Annotated in this window: 24 protein-coding genes and 1 pseudogene; 12 read left to right on the top strand and 13 right to left on the bottom strand. The window is 64.3% G+C overall.

The genetic code is table 11. The features are described from left to right. The 3 genes and pseudogenes from FNJ47_RS34935 to FNJ47_RS34925 form a co-directional block, all read left to right on the top strand. Positions 1–110, top strand: a pseudogene (locus tag FNJ47_RS34935) (IS5/IS1182 family transposase); the annotation flags it as partial. 261 nt (positions 111–371) lie between these two features. Continuing rightward, positions 372–1,331: a Tim44 domain-containing protein gene (locus FNJ47_RS34930; RefSeq protein WP_163160443.1), complete on the top strand. Its 960-nt coding sequence runs from the start codon at positions 372–374 to the stop codon at positions 1,329–1,331. Positions 1,332–1,535: 204 nt separating this feature from the next. Further along, positions 1,536–2,162, top strand: a complete 627-nt coding sequence (locus FNJ47_RS34925) for a lectin (protein ID WP_236000268.1) — start codon at positions 1,536–1,538, stop codon at positions 2,160–2,162. Between the two features lie 210 nt (positions 2,163–2,372). On the opposite strand, the gene FNJ47_RS34920 is transcribed toward FNJ47_RS34925, so the two are convergent. Continuing rightward, the gene (locus FNJ47_RS34920; RefSeq protein ID WP_163160447.1) at positions 2,373–2,792 is read right to left on the bottom strand and encodes a DUF3606 domain-containing protein; all 420 of its coding nucleotides are present in this window, start codon (positions 2,790–2,792) and stop codon (positions 2,373–2,375) included. Positions 2,793–2,945: 153 nt separating this feature from the next. Here FNJ47_RS34920 and FNJ47_RS34915 point away from each other — a divergent pair, with 153 nt between their 5' ends. Beyond that, the gene (locus FNJ47_RS34915; RefSeq protein ID WP_163160441.1) at positions 2,946–3,653 is read left to right on the top strand and encodes a glutathione S-transferase; all 708 of its coding nucleotides are present in this window, start codon (positions 2,946–2,948) and stop codon (positions 3,651–3,653) included. 128 nt (positions 3,654–3,781) lie between these two features. Here the strand turns inward: FNJ47_RS34915 and FNJ47_RS34910 are convergent, their stop codons facing one another. From FNJ47_RS34910 to FNJ47_RS34895, 4 genes are all read right to left on the bottom strand, one after another. Continuing rightward, complete coding sequence (locus FNJ47_RS34910; protein WP_163160440.1) at positions 3,782–4,141, bottom strand: GFA family protein; 360 nt, start codon at positions 4,139–4,141, stop codon at positions 3,782–3,784. Between the two features lie 9 nt (positions 4,142–4,150). After that, positions 4,151–4,825, bottom strand: coding sequence for a methyltransferase family protein (locus FNJ47_RS34905; RefSeq protein WP_163160439.1), 675 nt, complete (start codon positions 4,823–4,825; stop codon positions 4,151–4,153). 192 nt (positions 4,826–5,017) lie between these two features. After that, a complete protein-coding gene (locus FNJ47_RS34900) occupies positions 5,018–5,506 on the bottom strand; it encodes a hypothetical protein (RefSeq protein WP_430649441.1) in 489 nt (162 codons plus the stop codon). Positions 5,507–5,581: 75 nt separating this feature from the next. Then, on the bottom strand, positions 5,582–5,899 hold the full coding sequence (locus FNJ47_RS34895) for a Kazal-type serine protease inhibitor family protein (protein WP_163160438.1): 318 nt from the start codon (positions 5,897–5,899) through the stop codon (positions 5,582–5,584). Between the two features lie 233 nt (positions 5,900–6,132). Here FNJ47_RS34895 and FNJ47_RS34890 point away from each other — a divergent pair, with 233 nt between their 5' ends. Both FNJ47_RS34890 and FNJ47_RS34885 read left to right on the top strand, forming a co-directional pair. Beyond that, a complete protein-coding gene (locus tag FNJ47_RS34890) occupies positions 6,133–7,788 on the top strand; it encodes a fumarate hydratase (protein ID WP_163160437.1) in 1,656 nt (551 codons plus the stop codon). Continuing rightward, a complete protein-coding gene (locus FNJ47_RS34885; RefSeq protein WP_163160436.1) occupies positions 7,785–8,459 on the top strand; it encodes a DUF429 domain-containing protein in 675 nt (224 codons plus the stop codon). The genes FNJ47_RS34890 and FNJ47_RS34885 overlap by 4 nt, the downstream gene beginning before the upstream one ends. Before the next feature lie 64 nt (positions 8,460–8,523). On the opposite strand, the gene FNJ47_RS34880 is transcribed toward FNJ47_RS34885, so the two are convergent. The 4 genes from FNJ47_RS34880 to FNJ47_RS34865 form a co-directional block, all read right to left on the bottom strand. Continuing rightward, the gene (locus FNJ47_RS34880) at positions 8,524–8,820 is read right to left on the bottom strand and encodes a hypothetical protein (protein WP_163160435.1); all 297 of its coding nucleotides are present in this window, start codon (positions 8,818–8,820) and stop codon (positions 8,524–8,526) included. Positions 8,821–8,896: 76 nt separating this feature from the next. Then, positions 8,897–9,451, bottom strand: coding sequence for an inner membrane-spanning protein YciB (locus FNJ47_RS34875; protein WP_163160434.1), 555 nt, complete (start codon positions 9,449–9,451; stop codon positions 8,897–8,899). Between the two features lie 45 nt (positions 9,452–9,496). Beyond that, the gene (locus FNJ47_RS34870; protein WP_163160433.1) at positions 9,497–10,072 is read right to left on the bottom strand and encodes a hypothetical protein; all 576 of its coding nucleotides are present in this window, start codon (positions 10,070–10,072) and stop codon (positions 9,497–9,499) included. 295 nt (positions 10,073–10,367) lie between these two features. Beyond that, positions 10,368–11,771, bottom strand: a complete 1,404-nt coding sequence (locus FNJ47_RS34865) for a carotenoid oxygenase family protein (protein WP_163160432.1) — start codon at positions 11,769–11,771, stop codon at positions 10,368–10,370. 113 nt (positions 11,772–11,884) lie between these two features. Between FNJ47_RS34865 and FNJ47_RS34860 the strand changes: the two genes are divergently transcribed. Then, on the top strand, positions 11,885–12,610 hold the full coding sequence (locus FNJ47_RS34860; RefSeq protein ID WP_163160445.1) for a TetR/AcrR family transcriptional regulator: 726 nt from the start codon (positions 11,885–11,887) through the stop codon (positions 12,608–12,610). Between the two features lie 17 nt (positions 12,611–12,627). On the opposite strand, the gene FNJ47_RS34855 is transcribed toward FNJ47_RS34860, so the two are convergent. Then, positions 12,628–13,230 (bottom strand): hypothetical protein, encoded by a 603-nt coding sequence (locus FNJ47_RS34855; protein WP_236000267.1) that lies wholly within the window; start codon positions 13,228–13,230, stop codon positions 12,628–12,630. Between the two features lie 165 nt (positions 13,231–13,395). Between FNJ47_RS34855 and FNJ47_RS34850 the strand changes: the two genes are divergently transcribed. Further along, positions 13,396–14,088, top strand: a complete 693-nt coding sequence (locus FNJ47_RS34850; protein ID WP_163160431.1) for an SET domain-containing protein — start codon at positions 13,396–13,398, stop codon at positions 14,086–14,088. Positions 14,089–14,117: 29 nt separating this feature from the next. Here FNJ47_RS34850 and FNJ47_RS34845 read toward each other — a convergent pair whose 3' ends face one another. Then, a complete protein-coding gene (locus tag FNJ47_RS34845; protein WP_163160430.1) occupies positions 14,118–14,552 on the bottom strand; it encodes an RrF2 family transcriptional regulator in 435 nt (144 codons plus the stop codon). 85 nt (positions 14,553–14,637) lie between these two features. Between FNJ47_RS34845 and FNJ47_RS34840 the strand changes: the two genes are divergently transcribed. Next, positions 14,638–15,132 (top strand): group III truncated hemoglobin, encoded by a 495-nt coding sequence (locus tag FNJ47_RS34840; RefSeq protein ID WP_163160429.1) that lies wholly within the window; start codon positions 14,638–14,640, stop codon positions 15,130–15,132. A gap of 61 nt (positions 15,133–15,193) precedes the next feature. Here the strand turns inward: FNJ47_RS34840 and FNJ47_RS34835 are convergent, their stop codons facing one another. Together FNJ47_RS34835 and FNJ47_RS34830 are read right to left on the bottom strand one after the other, a co-directional pair. Continuing rightward, entirely contained in the window at positions 15,194–15,592 is a 399-nt protein-coding gene (locus FNJ47_RS34835) for a hypothetical protein (protein WP_163160428.1), read from the bottom strand. A 30-nt stretch (positions 15,593–15,622) separates the two neighbouring features. Beyond that, the gene (locus FNJ47_RS34830; RefSeq protein ID WP_163160427.1) at positions 15,623–15,847 is read right to left on the bottom strand and encodes a hypothetical protein; all 225 of its coding nucleotides are present in this window, start codon (positions 15,845–15,847) and stop codon (positions 15,623–15,625) included. Between the two features lie 94 nt (positions 15,848–15,941). Here FNJ47_RS34830 and FNJ47_RS34825 point away from each other — a divergent pair, with 94 nt between their 5' ends. The 3 genes from FNJ47_RS34825 to FNJ47_RS53350 all read left to right on the top strand — a co-directional run. After that, positions 15,942–16,766, top strand: coding sequence for a helix-turn-helix domain-containing protein (locus FNJ47_RS34825; protein ID WP_163160426.1), 825 nt, complete (start codon positions 15,942–15,944; stop codon positions 16,764–16,766). A gap of 63 nt (positions 16,767–16,829) precedes the next feature. Continuing rightward, positions 16,830–17,495, top strand: coding sequence for a DsbA family oxidoreductase (locus tag FNJ47_RS34820; protein WP_163160425.1), 666 nt, complete (start codon positions 16,830–16,832; stop codon positions 17,493–17,495). A gap of 85 nt (positions 17,496–17,580) precedes the next feature. Further along, positions 17,581–17,718, top strand: a 138-nt coding sequence (locus tag FNJ47_RS53350) for an NIPSNAP family protein (RefSeq protein WP_175068459.1), incomplete at its 3' end; no start/stop codon positions are given.

The following is a 17,718-nucleotide window of genomic DNA, read 5'->3' as shown; positions in this document are numbered from 1 at the left end:
GCTTCTCAAAGCTCAAGCAGTTCCGACGTGTCGCAACCCGCTTCGAAAAAACGGCCCGGAATTACCGGGCCGTCGTCACTCTCGCTGCCATTGTTCTATGGATGCGCTAGTGTCCACACCACCTAGCCCTGCGCCGCTGCGATGCGCTCTTGATTTCTCGCAGGTGCGAGGTGAAATTCCGGTCCGGCTGCGGTTGAAACCCGGCCTCGTCTCGCGCTAGGACGCAGTGTCGCGCCCACAAGCACCATAGTGTCACATCTCCGCGACCGAGGGCCGCAGCCGCGGTTCCCGTTTCCGGCTTCACTTTTATCAGGCCCTGCCCATCTTAGGGGGCGTTTCCCCATGCCGGGGAATCCTTTGAGGAAACCAACATGAATTTCTCGCAACGCACGCGTGGAATTATTCGGGCGATCGCCGTCATGATGGCGCTGGCGCTGCCCGTCATGATGACCGTTTCGGCAGCCGACGCCCGCGTCGGCGGCGGCGGCTCGCGCGGCTCGCGGACATTCTCCGCGCCGCCCTCGACCAACACTGCGCCGGGCTCGGTTGCGCCGTTGAACCGTACCTTCAGCCAGCCCGGCAGCCCGGGCATGAGCTCGCCGGCGGCGGCGAATTCCGGCGGCCTGTTCGGCCGTGGCGGAATGGGTCGTGGCCTGCTCGGCGGTCTCGCCGCGGGCTTCCTTGGCGCCGGCCTGTTCGGCATGCTGTTCGGCGGTGGCCTGTTCTCGGGTCTCGGCGGCCTGTCGTCGATGCTCGGCCTGCTGCTGCAGATCGGTCTGATCGTGCTCGTGGTCCGGCTCGCGATGTCGTGGTGGCAGCGCCGCAATGCGCCGGCCGCCGCTTACGCCGGCGGGCCTGACGTCGGTCCTGGCCCGCAGGCGAACGCCCGTTCGGGCTTCGGCTTCGGCATCGGCGGCGGATCGAGCGCGCCGGTCGAGATCGCACCTCGCGACTACGAGACGTTCGAGCGACTGCTCGGCGACATCCAGACTGCGTGGTCGAACGAGGACATCGCGAAGCTGCACACGCTCGCGACGCCCGAAATGGTGTCGTACTTCTCGAAGGATCTCGAGGAGAACAAGGCGCGCAACGTCACCAACAAGGTGACCAATGTGAAGCTGCTGCAGGGCGATCTCGCGGAAGCCTGGCGCGAAGGCGACAGCGAATATGCGACCGTCGCAATGCGCTACTCGCTGACCGACACTATGCTCGAGCGCGGCAACGGCCGTCAGGTCAGCGGCGGGCAGCCGGAGGAGGTCACCGAGGTCTGGACCTTCGTGCGCCAGCGCGGCGGCAATTGGGAGCTTTCGGCGATCCAGCACACCAACTGATCGCTTGCCCGAGACGACAGATGGAAAGCGCCGCGGCATGGTTCGCGGCGCTTTTGTTTTGTGGGCTTCATTCGCGTGTCGCGGTGCCGGAATATCCGGACAGGCCGCGGGTTCATGTCAGCGGACCATAACAACCATCGGGAGGATCATAGGATGAAGATCGTTGCGCAGATCGCGGTTCCGGCCTGTCTTGCGTTCGTCGTCATGGCTGCGCCGCCGGCCGCGGCGCAGACCGCCGACACCAGCTTCTTCGTGACCAGCAACGGCATCGGCAATGGCGGCAATCTCGGCGGCCTCGCCGGCGCCGACAATCACTGCCAGACCCTGGCGCAGGCCGCGGGCTTCGGTGCGCCGAAGACGTGGCGCGCCTATCTTTCGACCCAGGCGGCCGATGGCAAGCCCGCGGTGAATGCGCGCGACCGCATCGGCAAGGGGCCGTGGAAGAATTTGAAGGGCGTGGTGGTCGCCAAGGATGTCGCCGACCTCCACAGCGCCGGCAACAATCTCACCAAGCAGAGCGCCCTGTCCGAGAAGGGGGAAGTCCTCAACGGCGCCGGCGACACGCCGAACCGCCACGACGTGCTGACGGGATCGCAGGCGGACGGCACGGCGTTTGCGGCCGGTGAGGACCGCACCTGCAAGAACTGGACAAGCAGCACGCAAGGCGCCGCCATGGTCGGGCATTTCGACCGCAAGGGCCTGCGCGACGACGAGCCGTCAAAATCCTGGAATACGTCGCATCCGTCGCGTGGCCCCGACGGCGGCTGCTCGCAGGCCGATCTGAAGAGCACCGGCGGCGCCGGCCTGCTGTACTGCTTCGCGGCGAATTGAGAGATAACGAACGACACGTCATTGCGAGGAGCTCGCGACAAAATTGCAAAGCAATTTTGCGCTGAAGCGACGAAGCAATCCATCTGTCCGCATATGCGGCGCGATGGATTGCTTTGCGGAGCCTGTCATCGGGCGCGTTCGCGCGACCCGTTGGCTCGCAATGACGGTGATAGCACGGCAGAATACTAACAACCGCCGCCGCACACGCGCTTAGCTCTTCTTGCGCTTTGCGGTCTTCTTCGCGGCTTTCCTGACGGTCTTCTTGGCAGCTTTCTTTTTCTTCGCGGCTTTCTTCTTGGTCGCGAAATAGGCCTCGACCTTCTTCGAGGAATGTCCGACCTCGGCCACCGCGGCCTTGAGCCGGGCAGGGGTCACCTTGAACTTCTTCGACCAGTAGCGGACCTCGTAGGGCTGGTTGATCGCGATCCGTGCGCGGTCCGCGGCCATGTGCCGCTGTTCTTTGAAATAGGCCTCCACCTTCCTGGCGGAGTGTCCGACCTTCTTGACGGCGGCTTTGAGCTTCGCCGGCGTGACCTTGAACTTCTTGGACCAGTACGCAACCTCGTAGGACTCGCTCAGCGCGATCAGAGCGCGATCCTGTGCGCCCCGCTTCTTCTTGTTGTCCGCCATCAGATGATCCTTCATCGAAGATTCCACGTTGGAACCTTAGCAGTCCCCGCGCGGTTCGCACAGGCAGCCTGTGCGCGATGGACGATCTGACCGTATCGCGGCTACGATCTAGATGACGGGCAGCGATGCGGCGAAGTTTTTGGAGATAAGTCCATGCACTATCAGCTCTACTACTGGCCGATGATCCAGGGTCGCGGCGAATATGTCCGCCTCGCGCTCGAGGATGCGGGCGCAGATTATACCGATGTCGCACGGGCTAAGGGCGGCACAGGCGCCATGATGAAGATGATGGACGCGCACAAGGGCACGCCGCCCTTTGCGCCGCCGTTCCTCAAGGCCGGCAGTCTCGTGATCGGGCAGACCGCCAACATCCTGCTCTATCTCGGCGCGCGCCACGGCCTGGCACCGAAGGCGGAGGCGGGAAAGCTCTGGGTGCACCAATTGCAGCTGACCATCGCGGACTTCGTGCTGGAGATCCACGACACCCATCATCCGCTCGGTCCGTCGCTGTACTACGAAGACCAGAAGGCGCCGGCGAAGAAGCGCACGGAGGAGTTCTGGAAATCGCGAGTGCCGAAATATCTCGACTACTTCGAGGACCTGGTCGCGGCGAACGGCGGTTCGTTCCTCACCGGGCGCCGGCTGACCTACGTCGACCTGTCGCTGTTCCAGATCGTGGAAGGCCTGCGCTACGCATTTCCGAAACGGATGGCGAGGTACGAGAAGAAGGTGCCACGGCTGCTCGCGCTGCGCGATCGCGTCTCCGAGCGGCCGAACATCAAGGCCTATCTGGCGAGCGAACGGCGGATTCCGTTCAACGAGGAGGGGATCTTCCGGCGCTACAAGGCGCTGGATTTGTAGGTCTCGTCATTCCGGGGCGGTCCGCAGGACCGAACCCGGAATCTCGAGGTTACGGCGCGAGATTCCCCGATGCGCAATTGCGCATCTGATGTTCACGCTTCGCGTGCCCCGGAATGACTGCTTCGCAGTCACCGGCTCTTCCCATCCACCGGCGTCATCGCGATCCTCGACAGATCGATGCCGTCGATGCAGCTGACATTGAGCGCCACGATGTCGGTGCCATCGGGCTTGTTGACACGCGCGAACACGTCGACGCCGCAATCGATGCAGAGTTGATGACGGATCGCATGGCGGTTGAAGAGATATTCCTTCAGGTTCTCGGCACCGGCGCGAAGTTGGAAGCTCGTTGGCGGCATGAACACGAAGTGCAGGCCCTTCTTGGTGCAGATCGAGCAGTTGCAGGCGGTGACCATGGCCATGTCGGTGGTGCATTCGAAGCGCACCTGTCCGCAATGGCAGCCGCCGGTGTAGGTCTTGTTCTCTGCCATGATGGTTCCTCACCACAGTCCGGGCACGAGACGATAGCGCACCCGCGCCGCATAGTCGGCATAGCCTGACAATCCCGCCACCAGCGTGCGCTCCTCGATCCCGGTGCGGAACGCGAACATCGCGAAGAACACCGGCACGAAGGCGAGGCCCCACCACGAGCCGAGCGTCAGCGGCACGCCGATGAAGAACAGCATCACGCTCGCATACATGGGATGGCGGACCAGCGCGTAGGGACCGGTCGAGATCACGTGATGGTGGCGCTCGGTCTGCACCTTCACGACCGGCGCCGCGAACGAATTGGTGCGGAACACCCACAGGATCAACACGGTCGAGAGCAGATACAGCGCCAGGCCGAGCACGATTAGCGCTACGCCGGCATTGGCGCCGCCAAAGCGGCGATCGAGCCCCATCGCGACGAACCACAGCACCGCGACGACGAGGAACACCAGCATGAAGCGCTTGTCTTCGGTCGGCTGGCCCTCACGCGCGGTGAGACGCATGCGCTCGGCCAAGAGGCCAGGATCGACCTTGGCAAGCCACAGCCCGCAGGCCGGGCCGATCAGCGCCGAGGCGATCAGATAGGCCCACGCGCCGGGCCAGTGCAGCGTGCCGGCGAAGGCAAACAGCAGCGCGGCCATGGCGATGACGAAGAAGGTGTTCTGCAGGAGGAGCTTTGCGATCATGGGAGGCTCCGCGATTCCGACAGCGATTATCGCACCCTTTTGCCGGCAAGCGTGCGGCCGCGATCATCAACTTTCGGAGCGGATGAGGTGTTCCAGCGTCGCGGCCGAACTTACAGTTAGATAAGCAATTGCTTATGCGGCGAAATGCCGGATTGCGAGCCGACGGAATCGCGCATCACCGGCGCAGGTCCTTCACTCGTTGTTGCCGCGCCGGACCGTGATCGAGGCGTCGGTCCTGTTGCGCGTGCATTCGAGATTCAGGCGGCGATAGCGCATCGTGATGGTGTTGCCGCGCAGGATGCCCATTCGCTTCAGGCAGCGCGAGGTGCCGGTGGTGGCGTCGTCCTTCGGCACGGTGAAGATCAGCGCGGTGGCCGAGCCGACCAGGTTGAAGAACTCCGGCTTCATCTTGCGATCGGTCTTGGCATAGAGCTCGATCGAATAGTCCTTGCCGCGGCAGCCGAGCGACAATTCCTTGGCAGCCGGGTGTGTGAGGTATGTGATGTTGGCGGCGCTGAAATTGACCTTCAGCCCGTCGATCTGGCCGGCGAGCTGCTTGGCGATGTCCACGCAGGGATCGGCATGCGCGGCCGAGGCGGCGAAGGTGGTCGCCAGCGCGATCAGTGCGGCAGGCAGGGTGGAGCGGATGCTGAAAGAGCGTCGGCGCAACGGTGCTGTCACGAAATACCCCCGCGGTATGGAAATACGCGAAGCTACATGCAGGCTCCCGCGAAGCGCGTCAATATCGCCGCTCCGTCAGGACGGGCACTTTCCGTCCTGCGCCTTGGAGGCCCCGGCGGCCCGACGCTCGCAATCATTGCCATAGGTCTTGCCGTCACAGCCGCACACCGGCTTGAAGATCTTGTTGCAGATCGTCGGCCGGAACGCGCAGGTGCCGGACTGGTCGGCACGGCCGCAGCTGCTGGGTTTGAACTGGCAGAATTGGCCGCGACTGCTGCATTGCAGGCCGGCGAGGCCGCCGCACGGCCTGCCGAGGCGGGCCGCATCGGCGCCGCTCGGGAACGCGATCAACAAGGCCAGCGCCGCAAACCGGATGAAAAGCGCTGTCTTCATGAAGGCCTCCTGACGGCTTCCCCGGCCGGTTGGCGGTGTGCTGCGCGTTGTGGCAACCCGAGATTACCGTGGCATGAAACCTAGCACGTGGATTGCCGGTCCCGCGCATGGCTGGAAGGCAGCCGGCTTCCCTTTCCTTTGCCCGAAAAAGGCTTAGAACGGCTCTACATTGCCGACGGCCCTGCGGCCGGACCGGCCTTTCGAACCCGACCTGCAAGCCCAAAGAGCAGCTCATGAACGCCCCCTCCGCCTTCCCCGACCAGCAGAAGCCCGTTCCGCCCTACAAGCACACGCCCTTGTTCCCGCTTGGTGCCGACACCACGCCCTACAAGAAGGTGACGAGCGAGGGCGTCCGGGTCGAGAAGGTCTTGGGCAAGGACATGCTGGTGGTGTCGCGGGAGGCGCTGCGGGCGCTCTCCGAGGCGGCCTTCGGCGACATCAACCACTATCTGCGGCCGGGCCATCTGAAGCAGCTGCGCTCGATCCTCGAGGACAAGGAAGCCAGCGACAACGACAAGTTCGTCGCCTTCGACTTCCTCAAGAACGCCAACATCGCGGCCGGCGGCGTGCTGCCGATGTGCCAGGACACCGGCACCGCGATCATCATGGGCAAGAAGGGCTGCAACGTCATCACCGACGGCGAGGACGAGGCCGCGCTGTCCGAAGGCGCGCGCGACGCCTATCTGCGCCGCAACCTGCGCTACTCGCAGGTCGCTCCCTTGTCGATGTACGAGGAGAAGAACACCGCCAACAACATGCCGGCGCAGTGCGAGATCTACGCCGAGGGTGACGACGCCTACAAGTTCATGTTCATGGCCAAGGGCGGCGGAAGCGCCAACAAGAGCTTCCTGTTCCAGGCGACGCCATCGGTGCTGACCAAGGACCGGCTGCTGGCGTTCCTGAAGGAGAAGGTGCTGACGCTCGGCACCGCGGCGTGTCCGCCGTATCATCTTGCGATCGTGATCGGCGGCACCTCGGCCGAGCTCTGCATGAAGACCGTGAAGCTCGCCTCGGCTCGCTATCTCGATGCGCTGCCGACCCACGGCTCGCCTGATGGCAATGCGTTCCGCGATCTCGAGATGGAGCAGGAAATCCTCAAGATGACGCAAAGCCTTGGGGTGGGCGCGCAGTTCGGCGGCAAGTATTTCTGCCACGACGTGCGCGTGATCCGCATGCCGCGCCATGGCGCCTCGCTGCCGATCGGGCTCGGCGTCTCCTGCTCGGCTGACCGCCAGGTACTCGGCAAGATCACCAAGGACGGTGTCTATCTCGAGGAGCTCGAGCACAATCCGGCGCAGTATCTGCCCGCGGTCGAGCAGTCGCTCGGCGGCGAGGTCGTCAAGATCGACCTCAACAAGCCGATGAAGGAAATCTTGGCGACGCTGTCGCAATATCCGATCAAGACCCGCGTCTCGATGACCGGCACCATGATCGTGGCGCGCGACTCCGCGCACGCCAAGCTGCGCGAGCGGCTGGAGAAGGGCGAGCCGCTGCCGGATTATTTCAAGAACCATCCGGTCTACTACGCCGGTCCCGCCAAGACGCCCGACGGCTACGCCTCCGGCGCGTTCGGCCCGACCACGGCCGGCCGCATGGATTCCTTCGTCGACCAGTTCCAGGCTGCCGGCGGCTCGATGGTGATGGTCGCCAAGGGCAACCGCGCGGTCGCGGTGCGCGAGGCCTGCAAGAAGCACGGCGGCTTCTATCTCGGCTCGATCGGCGGCGCCGCTGCGAACCTCGCCGAGCACTGCATCAAGAAGGTCGAGGTAGTCGAGTATCCCGAGCTCGGCATGGAGGCGATCTGGCGCATCGAAGTGGTGGACTTTCCGGCCTTCATCATCATCGATGACAAGGGCAACGACTTCTTCAAGGAATTGAATCTGGGTTGAGGGCGACTGGCCTCGACGGATTCTCCAACGGCTGGGTCGCCGTCACCATCGACGGCGACCGGCGCACGATCTCTTTTCACAGCGATATTGCGGATGCGCTGGCGCGTCCGTTCGACCGCGCCGGGATCGATATCCCGATCGGCATGACCGATGACGGCGAGCGCGGCTGTGACCGTCTCGCCCGTGAGCGCCTGCGACCGCACACCTCGCGCGTCTTCACTGGCGCGCGGCGCTGGCTGTGGCAGCAGTTTGACGATCCCGATCAGGCGAATGAAGAAGCGCTGCGCCGCGGCCAGACCCGCGTCTCGCGCCAGCTCTGGCATCTCGGGCGGAAGATCATGGAGGCCGATGCATTCGTGCGTGCGAACACCGCACGCGACATCCGCGAGGTGCATCCCGAACTGGTGTTCCTGCGCTTGAACGATGGCGCGCCGTTGCCGCGCAAGAAGTCGGAGCAGGGCGATGCGCTCCGTTGCAGACTGCTGAAGCGATCGGGCTTTCGCGAGATCGACCGCTGGCTCACCGAGGTGCGGATCGGAACCGGCGCGAAACGCGATGACGTGCTGGACGCCTGCGCCGTGGCGCTCGCGGCTCATGAACCAAGCGGCTGCGTTCCCGGGGGACCGCAGCCGCTGGATGCGCATGATCTGCCGATGCAGATCTGGTTCTAGAGCGTTTTCAAGCGAAGTGGATAGCGGTTCGCGCGAAGAAAACGCGTCAAGAGAAGCGGAGGGGTTACGCGCGCGTGCCGGTGAAGGGGAAGCTGCCCATCGGGCCGATGCCCATCTCGCCGGAGATGCCGTCGCCTGCGACCTTGCCGGTGAATTCGAGCGTCAGCGGCATCGGGTTGGTGATGGAAACCTTCCAGGCGACGTCGTCGCCGTTCACGGTGCCGTCGAAGATTTCGGTGGAGTTGCCGTCGGCGCCCTGCGTGCCGGTGAGTGTGCCGCCCGAGCTCGAAAGCGACAGCGTCGCCTGGCGATCGCCCATCGGCGTCGTCATCGTGAGATTCCAGTTTCCGTCCACCGCCATTGATGTCTCCCCTGAAATAAATCGTGCGCGGGTATAGCCCATCTTGCCGCGCGCGCCTAGTTCGCGGCTGCGGCGATCAGGCGCGGGCGGCGGCGCGCAGCCGGTTTCCGACCAGGAAGCGGAAGGCGACATACTGGATCGCAAAGGCGGCGATCTTGGCACCGAGCAGAACCACCGACACGTAGAACGCCCACAGCTTCATGTCGCCGGTCGCTGCGACCGCGATGGTGCCGGCGGCGAGGACGAACATCAGCCCAGCCCAGGCATAGCCGGCGAAGGTGGCGTATTCCGGAATGGTCTCGGTCACGATCGGCGGCAGATAGCGCAGCATCCAGCCGCGCTTCAGCATGATCGCGCCGATCGCGATGTGGCCGATCGCGGGCTTCGCCAGCACGAAGCGCGGATCGTTGGTGACGAGCGTGGCGCCGCCCAGCACGATCACCAGCCCAAGGCTCGCCCAGGTCATGTAGCCGAGCGCCTGTCCCTTGACGCGGGCATAGGCCACTTGCGCAATGGCGCCCGCGATCGCAACGCCGGTGGCGATCAGCACGTTGTCGGTGGCGAGATAGACCACCAGGAACACGATGGTGGAGAGGAAGTCGCTCGCGAGCCTGGCAAATACGCTCTTCATCGTGGTTGTTTCCGTTTCCTTGGGCGGGTAATTGCTATGGCTACGTTAGTGCGATGGCAGCGCGCTGGCCGACGGCGTGCCGTACTTGGCCGCGCGATAGTGCGGATACCAGCGGGTGAAGCCCACCGCGGCGTTGCGCGCGGCGAAAGCGATCAAGAGGCCCGTCCACAGCGGCAGGGCCGGCACGTAGAGCACCGCGAGGTTGCCGATCAACATCAATAGCGTCGCGGCGGTCCACGCGCCGGTGATCAAATAGTTGACGGTGATGAAGCCGGGCAGCTTCGCGGTCTCGGCATCGACCTGTTCGAGCGCATATTGCCGCGCGAAGGGTTGGCCGATCAGGATCGAGGTGAGCGATACAAGGAGGATGCCGGCATCGACCGCGATCTTCACCGCGATGCCGCTCGCCGTCGCATCGACGAAGGTGAGATAGAAACCGACCGCGGTGAACACGATCACCGAGCCGACGCCGAGGATCTTGATGCTGCGGCCGCGCGCGATATCGAATGCGATGAAGGTGAGGCAGATCAACGTGGCGCAGAGCAGACTTACGGTCGCCGAGGTCACCAGCATCAGCGTAGCGAAGACGCCGTAGGGGGCGAGGATCAGGAAGATCGTCATTGGGAGTCTCGTCAGCTGATCTTTACATCGTAAAGATAGCCTAGGGGCCGGCAAGGAAAGCGTCAAGCGAAATCTTTACAGTGTCAAAATCGTGATATGATGGAGAAAAATAGAGATGAGGCAATGACATAGAGCGTTAGCGGCACTCGGCATTCACCGTCCCGGACCGTCATGGCCGGGCTTGTCCCGACCATCCACGTCTTTCCCGCAAGTGGTGACAAAGACGTCATGCCCGGGACAAGCCCGGGCATGACGCGTGGAGTGGTTGGTGCTCGACGCCTCGGACGATCGGCACCTACTCCGCCCCGACCCAATTGCCGTGGAAGCCATCCGGCACGCGGTGGCCGAGATGGACCAGTGCGGTCGGACCAGCCTCGACATCTTGCGCGTTGAAGACGGCGAGGTCGCTGCGGTTTTCGCGGGCGCGCCAGACCACCGCGAGCAGCCAGCCGTCGCCCTCCGCCGCGTCAGCACCGCGTTCGACGAACACGGGCTCGGAGATCGTATCGCCGGCCGGCAAGAGATAATGGCCGAGCCGCTTGCCACGGCCGTCGACATGCACGATGCCCGACAGCGCACCGAACATCGGCAGATCGGGGTTGGCGCAAGCATACCAGCCGTGATTGCTCGCAAACCCCGCGCGGCGATCGTCGACGCGGGGGAATTCGCCGGTGAGGTCGTCGAGATAGGTTTGCGTGAAGCGGTCGGTGTTGCCGGAGAGGTCGAAAGTCCAGCGGCAATAGCGCGCGCGGTTCTTCTTCGGGTCGGTTTGCGAGCCGTCCGGATGGTTGAACAACGGCGCTTCCTCGAACTGCATCACGTCGGCGATGATGCGGTTGCCTTCTTCCCACGCGTTCATGACATGGAAGACGTAGCAGGTCTCGGCGCGGAACCAGACGATGTCCTTTGAGGAACCGCTGCGCTTCATCACGCCGACATAGGCGCCTTTCTCCGGCTCCCAGGCGTAGGGCGCCTGTCCGCGCATCGCGCGCTGCATGCTGCCGGTGATCGGCAGGATCGGAAACAGCACGTGATTCTCGGTAACGATGAAATCGTGCACCATGCTGGCATACGGCGCTTCGAAGCGTTCGAATCGGCTCACCACGCCGGACGCGCTCACCGCGCCGAACGACAGCGCCGGCGTCAGCGGACCCGCGGCGTTGTAGCCGAAGAACACCATCTCGCCGGTGACCGGATCGATCTTGGGATGCGCGGTGAAGGGACCTGATATCGCGCCCTTGTAGTCACAATAGCCGAGACGATTGAGCGTGCCGGGCTCGATCTCGGTGGGCAAATGGCCTTCCTCGAGCGCAAGCAGGCGGCCGCCATGGAAGATGATGTTGGTGTTGGCGACGCCGCCATCGGTGGTTGTCGTTGCCGGCGTATCCGGCATCTTGCGGCCGAAGCCGCCGAACAGCGCGCGGCCGGCGTCGTGCTCGGCCTGCCATTTTGGCGTGCGGACCCAGCGGTTGCGGTAGCTGGCGCGGCCGTTCTCGAGATGGAAGGCGTGCAGCATGCCGTCGCCGACGAACCAGTGCGCGCCCGGCGCCTCGAACTGCGGATTGGGGCCGTTGCGGTAGAGCGTGCCGTTCAGCTCGCGCGGCAATTCGCCGGACACCTTCAGGAACGGCGCATCGGCTTCGAACGGGATTGGCGCCAGATTGGAGCGCGCCGCGTTGGATGTGACCTGGTCGAGCATTCCGGATCTCCCTGCACTATGATCTTTACACCGTAAAGATATCAGTAGGGATGACGCCGATGATCGTCAAGCAAAATCTTTACAGTGTAAAAATTGCGACCTATAACGGCCGCATGGCAAGATTATCCAAGGAAAACAAGGCGACTCGCCCGGCACAGACCCCGAAGCGCCGGGTTGCGCGAGCCGCTACCGTTCGCCCGGCACCGCGGCGCCGGACCAACGACACGCCGTATCATCATGGCGATCTGCACGAGGCGCTGTTGAAGGCTGCCGAGCGCGTGCTTGAACGTGACGGATTGGCGGGACTGACGTTGCGTGCGGTGGCGCGCGAGGCCGGTGTCTCGCACGCGGCGCCCACACATCATTTCGGCGATCTGACCGGTTTGCTCAGTGAACTCGCGGCGATTGGTTTCCGGCAATTCGGCCAAGCGATGGCGGCGGCGGACGCTTCCGCGGCGACGCCACCCGAAAAGGGCGTGGCGAGCGCCAAGGCTTATGTCGCTTATGCGCAGGCGCATCCCGGCATGTACGGGCTGATGTTCCGCAGCGAGCGGCTCGATCATGCGCGGCCGTCGCTGCACGAGGCGTCGGAGGCATCATTCGCGGGGCTGACCCGCGGCGTCGGTGCCAGCCGGCACGAAGAGATTTCCAAGGAGCAGCTTACGCTGGACCAGGCCGCCGCGATCGCGTCCGCCTGGTCGCTGGTGCACGGCTTCACCATGCTGTTGCTCGACGGGCGCCTCAAGACGATCCTGGATCGGGCACCCGAAGGCACCTCCGCGGAAACGTTGTTGACCGCGATGCTGGGGCGGTCGGCGAGCAAACAACCGCGGCCGTAATCGAGGCCGTCGCGCGATCAGCGCTTGGTGAGCGCTGTGGTCCGGCCACTCTGGCCGACCGTCTTGACCGTGTCCGCGCCGCATTTGAAATCGCGGGCGAAATCGTCGGCGGCTTGCCGCGCCAGTTCGTTGGCGTCGGGATTGGCCGCGACGTCGATATAGGCGACATGGCAGACCTCGCCTGGCGGCAGCCGCGTCACCGCGAGCATCGCCCGCGAGACCGGGCCACCGCGCTTGTCCTGCTCGCTGTTGTCGGCGATCTGCCAGCGCTGGATGATCGCGTACGGCTTGCTGCCGGCGGCGCGCCATTCGATCGTGTCGCCGGTCGAGCTGAATGGGCCGAACCAGGCCTGCGCCGCCGGTTCCCTGGCTGCTGCTTGGTGGCTTCGGCCGACCGAGACCACCTCACGCAGGTCGCCCTCGTTGATCAGCACCACAAGGCCGGACTTTCCCGGGCAAACCCGCGTCGTGCTGCCGTCCTCCTCGTTGGGCTTGCCGATCATGCGGCAGGCCTTCGGCGCTGTTGACGTATAGGAGCTGGTGATCGTTTCAGCGGCAGCCTGACCAGGATTTGCGCCGGCGAGCGCCATAATGATTGTTGCAAAAGCAAGGTATTTCATCGGGGGAAACCTGCGATCCGGACGTTACTTTGTGTCTGACATATGCAATCTGGGGAAGGTTCAACAGACACGCGGGAAACACCTGACAGGCGCGCGGAATCGTCCTAGAAGGGCGGCTTCGCAACTTCTGTCGCGTGCACCTTGCGTGCCGTAGCCTCGATCGTCATGACCACATCATTATCGCACAAGCCCTATCGCGTCGGCCGTTCCCGCACTGGCCTCGGCCTCTTCGCCACCAAGCCGATCAAGAAAGGCACCAAGATCATCCGCTATTTCGGGCCGCTGCTCGACTCGAAGAAGAAGGATGAGGACGCGATCGAGAACAAGTACCTGTTCGAGCTCACCAACCGCTGGACCATCGACGGCTCGATCCGCGAGAACGTCGCCCGCTACATCAACCACGCCTGCCGGCCGAACGCGGAATCCGACGTGAAGCCGCGCAAGCGCAAGGTGTTCATCCGCGCCATCAAGGACATCGAGCCGGGCGACGAGATCAACTACGACTACGGAACCGACTATTTCAAAGCCTATCTGAAGCCGATCGGCTGCAAGTGCGATGCCTGCGAGAAGAAGCGCAAGAAGCAGCGCGCGGAGGCGCGGGCGGAGCGGGTGCGGCTGAAGGAAAAGGCCGAGCGGAAAGCCAAGCGTGAGGCTGAGAAGCTCGCTGAGAAGCGGTCCAAGGAGCGGAAGGCCAAGGCGAAGAAGGCTGCCAAAGCCAATGGCAAGGTCGCCAACGGCAACGCCCTGAATGGCAAAGCCTTGAACGGCAAGCACCTCAACGGCCACAGCCTGACCGCCGCGGCTGGCAAGCGGGTCGCGCCCTCAAAGCGCGCTGCTGCGCGCGTGCTGCAGGCCTGAGTTACGAAACCGATCCTGTTCGACGATTATCATGATGCGCGCGCCGGATGGCGCGCGGGACGCGGCAGATAGGCGCATTCGGCGAGCGTGGTTCCGTCGAGTTCGCGCATGAAGGCTTCGCGGGCCGCCGCGAGCCTGGCTTTCAGCCGGCAGCGCGGCAGCAGCACGCATTCTCCGCCATCATCCCTGAAACATTCGACCAGCGGGCTGCCGCCTTCAAGCGCGCGCACTACCTCGCCGAGCGTGATCGCCCGCGGGGCGCGTGCCAGCGAAAATCCGCCGCCGGCGCCGCGCTGGGTCGCGATGAAGCCGGCCTCGGCGAGGTCACGCACCACCTTGGCGAGGTGATTGCGGGAAATGCCGAATTCGGCCGCGATCTCACCGGTGGCAAACGAACGGTCCGGCTCGCCGGCCAGCCGCATCAGGGCGCGCAGCGCAAAATCCGTGAACGATGTGAGGCGCATGGAAGCCCTTCGAAATCAGCACTTGGCGGATCAGCTATAGCAATCTAAATAGGCATTTGAAATACCTATTTATGGAGGCCCCGCAATGGCGGAGGCAGAGCGCCGCGAGCAGATCACGGCCGGCATCATCGAGCGGACCGGCATCACCGAGGCCCTCATCGAGCAGTTGGTCCATGGCTTCTACGCAAAGGTCCGCAAGGACCCGATGATCGGGCCGGTGTTCGAGGCCAGGATCACCGATTGGGAGCCGCATCTGGCGCAGATGTGCGCGTTCTGGTCGTCGGTCGCGCTGATGACCGGGCGTTATCACGGCACGCCGATGGTCAAGCACATGCCGCTGCCGATTGATGCCGCGCATTTCGACCGCTGGCTCGAGCTGTTCGAGGCGACCGCGCATGAACTTTGCGCACCCGTCGCGGCGGTTCATTTCGTCGAGCGCGCACGCCGCATCGCGTCCAGCCTCGAGATGGGCGTCGCCAGCGGACAGGGCGTGATGCTGGGAGTGGGAGAGAGATTTCGAAGAAATTCTCCGTCATTCCGGGGCTCGCGAAGCGAGAACCCGGAATCCATCGGGCCATAATTTCCGCAGCACAATGGATTCCGGGCTCGCGCCAAGGCGCGCCCCGGAATGACGAACGCGGTTACGCCGTCACCACGCCCTCGCTCCTCCTCAACCCGACATATTGCAGCTCGGCGAACACGCCGGTGGCGATTGCCTGGGCGAGGATGACGATGGTCCCGAGCAGGTTCGGCGTCACCGCGCCCGAGAGCAGCAGCGCGATGCTGGCCAGCGTCCAGGCCGCGTTGCCGGCGACCACCAGCATCACCACCGCCTTCGGCGCGGATGTGCGGCTGCCGAGCCAGCCGACCAGCGCGGTGTAGGCGACCAGGAACAACCCGGTCTCGCGCAGCAACGCTTCCGGCAGGCCGAGCAGCGATGCCAGCGCGCCGGCGTCGAGCACCATCGCGATGGCGGATACGCCGCTGAAGAGCGCGTCGGCAAGCAAGGCGCGGCGCAGCAGCTGGGACGAATGGATCATGGCAGTGTCTCCTCTGGTTGGGATGGGTTGTCAGTGGAACAGGGCCTGCAGCTGACGCCACAGCCGGAGCGGGCACAGCGCCTTGCCGACCCTCATCTCGACCGCGTAGACCTGCGCGAACACGAACACGCCGGTGTCGTGCACGAGCGGCTGGGGCATGTTGAGCGAACGTGCGACCAGCCAGGTGGTTAGATGGAGCAGCCACGGGATCAGGACGGCGAGGGCGCGGATAAGCGACAGCATCAGCATGGTCATCTCCTGTGCCGTGGAAGATGAGCCGCCCGGCGCGCCAATTCGATTACCTCGGGCGTAATGGAACGGGCGAATTTCGCATGGTAGGTTTTGCAGCATGAACGCACATGCATCCACGGCGCGGGCCGAGCCCGCAAAACCCCTCCTTGTCGGCGAGCACCTGCGCGAGTGGCGGCAGCGTCGGCATCTCAGCCAGCTCGACCTTGCCGTCGACGCCGAAATCTCGGCGCGGCATTTGAGCTTCGTCGAGACCGGCCGCTCGGCGCCGTCGCGCGACATGGTCCTCAAACTGGCGGAGCGCCTCGACGTGCCCCTACGCGAACGCAACGTGCTGCTGGTCGCCGCGGGCTTCGCACCCGCATTTCCGCAACGCTCGCTGGAGGATCCCGCGCTGAAATCGGCGCGCGCGGCGATCAATCTGGTGCTGAAGGCGCACGAGCCCAATCCGGCACTGGCCTATGACCGGCACTGGAATCTGGTCTCCGCCAACCGCATGGTGGCGCCGCTGCTCGAGGGCGTGCCACAGCGGCTGCTCGGCCAGCCCTTCAACATCCTGCGGTTGGCCTTTCACCCGGAGGGCTTGGCGCCGCGCACCGTGAACCTGGCGGAATGGGCCGCGCATCTCTTGGAGCGGCTGCACCGGCAATGCGAGGCGACAGCTGATCCGGAGCTGCTCAAGCTCTACCAAGACCTGAAGTCCTATCCGATCCCGGCGCGGTCGGCCCCAATCACGGCGGACAACAACGTCGCGCTTCCGTTCAAGCTCCGCCTCAACGGCGAGATCCTGAGCTTCATCTCGACGACGATGGTGTTCGGCACGCCGGTCGATATCACGCTGCAGGAACTGGCGCTGGAGACCTTCTTTCCGGCCGACGAGCTGACCGCCGAGCGGATGCGGCAGATGGCAGCCAGTATGAAATAGCGGCTTGTCTCGGGGCGCTTTCGGCTTACCTTCCGGGTTCCATTTCCGCCGGGAGCCCCCGCCATGAGCGATCTGAAGCCGCTTCGCCTCGACATCGTCTCCGACGTCGTTTGTCCCTGGTGCTACATCGGCAAGCATCGCATCGAGGACGCGCTCAAGCTGGTGCCTGACGTGCCGGTCGAGGTGTACTGGCGGCCGTTCTTCCTCAACAATTGGGTGCCGCGCGAGGGCATCAGCCGCGACGAATATCTCACCGCCAAGTTCGGCTCGGTCGAGGCCTACAAGGGCATTGCCGGCCGCGTGGTCGCAGCCGCCAACGAGGAGGGGCTCACCTACCATCCCGAGCTCGTCAAGCGGCAGCCCAACACGATCGACTGCCACCGGCTGATCCACTGGGCCGAAGCCAGCGGCAAGGCGGCCGAGATGAAGCAGCGGCTGATGGAGCTGTATTTCCGCGACGGCGGCGATCTCACCGACACCGATGTGCTGGTGCAGGCGGCCGCCGATGTCGGGCTCGATGCCGACGACGTACGCAAGCGCCTTGCCACCGATGAGGATGTCGCGCTGGTCTCGGCGCAGGCCCAGGAGGCCGCCGAGAAGGGTATCTCCGGCGTGCCGACCTTCGTGTTCGCGCAGAAATACGCAGTGTCCGGTGCGCAGCCGGCCGAGCAGCTCGCCCGCGCTATCCGCCAGGTCTCGGCCGAGATCAACGCGCAGGCGGCGGAGTAGTCCGTAATCCCTTTCCAAAGCCCGGCTCACGCCGGGCTTTTTCGTTTGCCCACACCATCCACCGGAAACAATCAGGGAGACAACCATGATCTATGAGCTGCGCACCTACACGGTACGTCCAGGCACCGTCGGCGAGATGGTGAAGGCCGCGAGCACGATCTCGCGCGACATCCGCGCCGACAATTTCGGCAAGCTGGAAGGTTACTGGATCACCGAGATCGGT

Origin of the sequence: Bradyrhizobium uaiense (genome assembly GCF_010811875.1) — a bacterium.
Taxonomy (GTDB): domain Bacteria; phylum Pseudomonadota; class Alphaproteobacteria; order Rhizobiales; family Xanthobacteraceae; genus Bradyrhizobium; species Bradyrhizobium uaiense.
This window is presented reverse-complemented; position numbering and strand designations above follow the sequence as displayed.

Excerpts from the sequence above, each read along its gene's own strand:
- FNJ47_RS34930 (WP_163160443.1), top strand. The coding sequence starts at position 372 with ATGAATTTCTCGCAACGCACGCGTGGAATTATTCGGGCGATCGCCGTC.
- FNJ47_RS34925 (WP_236000268.1), top strand. The coding sequence starts at position 1,536 with ATGGCTGCGCCGCCGGCCGCGGCGCAGACCGCCGACACCAGCTTCTTC.
- FNJ47_RS34920 (WP_163160447.1), bottom strand. The coding sequence starts at position 2,792 with ATGGCGGACAACAAGAAGAAGCGGGGCGCACAGGATCGCGCTCTGATC.
- FNJ47_RS34915 (WP_163160441.1), top strand. The coding sequence starts at position 2,946 with ATGCACTATCAGCTCTACTACTGGCCGATGATCCAGGGTCGCGGCGAA.
- FNJ47_RS34910 (WP_163160440.1), bottom strand. The coding sequence starts at position 4,141 with ATGGCAGAGAACAAGACCTACACCGGCGGCTGCCATTGCGGACAGGTG.
- FNJ47_RS34905 (WP_163160439.1), bottom strand. The coding sequence starts at position 4,825 with ATGATCGCAAAGCTCCTCCTGCAGAACACCTTCTTCGTCATCGCCATG.
- FNJ47_RS34895 (WP_163160438.1), bottom strand. The coding sequence starts at position 5,899 with ATGAAGACAGCGCTTTTCATCCGGTTTGCGGCGCTGGCCTTGTTGATC.
- FNJ47_RS34890 (WP_163160437.1), top strand. The coding sequence starts at position 6,133 with ATGAACGCCCCCTCCGCCTTCCCCGACCAGCAGAAGCCCGTTCCGCCC.
- FNJ47_RS34880 (WP_163160435.1), bottom strand. The coding sequence starts at position 8,820 with ATGGCGGTGGACGGAAACTGGAATCTCACGATGACGACGCCGATGGGC.
- FNJ47_RS34875 (WP_163160434.1), bottom strand. The coding sequence starts at position 9,451 with ATGAAGAGCGTATTTGCCAGGCTCGCGAGCGACTTCCTCTCCACCATC.
- FNJ47_RS34870 (WP_163160433.1), bottom strand. The coding sequence starts at position 10,072 with ATGACGATCTTCCTGATCCTCGCCCCCTACGGCGTCTTCGCTACGCTG.
- FNJ47_RS34865 (WP_163160432.1), bottom strand. The coding sequence starts at position 11,771 with ATGCTCGACCAGGTCACATCCAACGCGGCGCGCTCCAATCTGGCGCCA.
- FNJ47_RS34860 (WP_163160445.1), top strand. The coding sequence starts at position 11,885 with ATGGCAAGATTATCCAAGGAAAACAAGGCGACTCGCCCGGCACAGACC.
- FNJ47_RS34855 (WP_236000267.1), bottom strand. The coding sequence starts at position 13,230 with ATGAAATACCTTGCTTTTGCAACAATCATTATGGCGCTCGCCGGCGCA.
- FNJ47_RS34850 (WP_163160431.1), top strand. The coding sequence starts at position 13,396 with ATGACCACATCATTATCGCACAAGCCCTATCGCGTCGGCCGTTCCCGC.
- FNJ47_RS34845 (WP_163160430.1), bottom strand. The coding sequence starts at position 14,552 with ATGCGCCTCACATCGTTCACGGATTTTGCGCTGCGCGCCCTGATGCGG.
- FNJ47_RS34840 (WP_163160429.1), top strand. The coding sequence starts at position 14,638 with ATGGCGGAGGCAGAGCGCCGCGAGCAGATCACGGCCGGCATCATCGAG.
- FNJ47_RS34835 (WP_163160428.1), bottom strand. The coding sequence starts at position 15,592 with ATGATCCATTCGTCCCAGCTGCTGCGCCGCGCCTTGCTTGCCGACGCG.
- FNJ47_RS34830 (WP_163160427.1), bottom strand. The coding sequence starts at position 15,847 with ATGACCATGCTGATGCTGTCGCTTATCCGCGCCCTCGCCGTCCTGATC.
- FNJ47_RS34825 (WP_163160426.1), top strand. The coding sequence starts at position 15,942 with ATGAACGCACATGCATCCACGGCGCGGGCCGAGCCCGCAAAACCCCTC.
- FNJ47_RS34820 (WP_163160425.1), top strand. The coding sequence starts at position 16,830 with ATGAGCGATCTGAAGCCGCTTCGCCTCGACATCGTCTCCGACGTCGTT.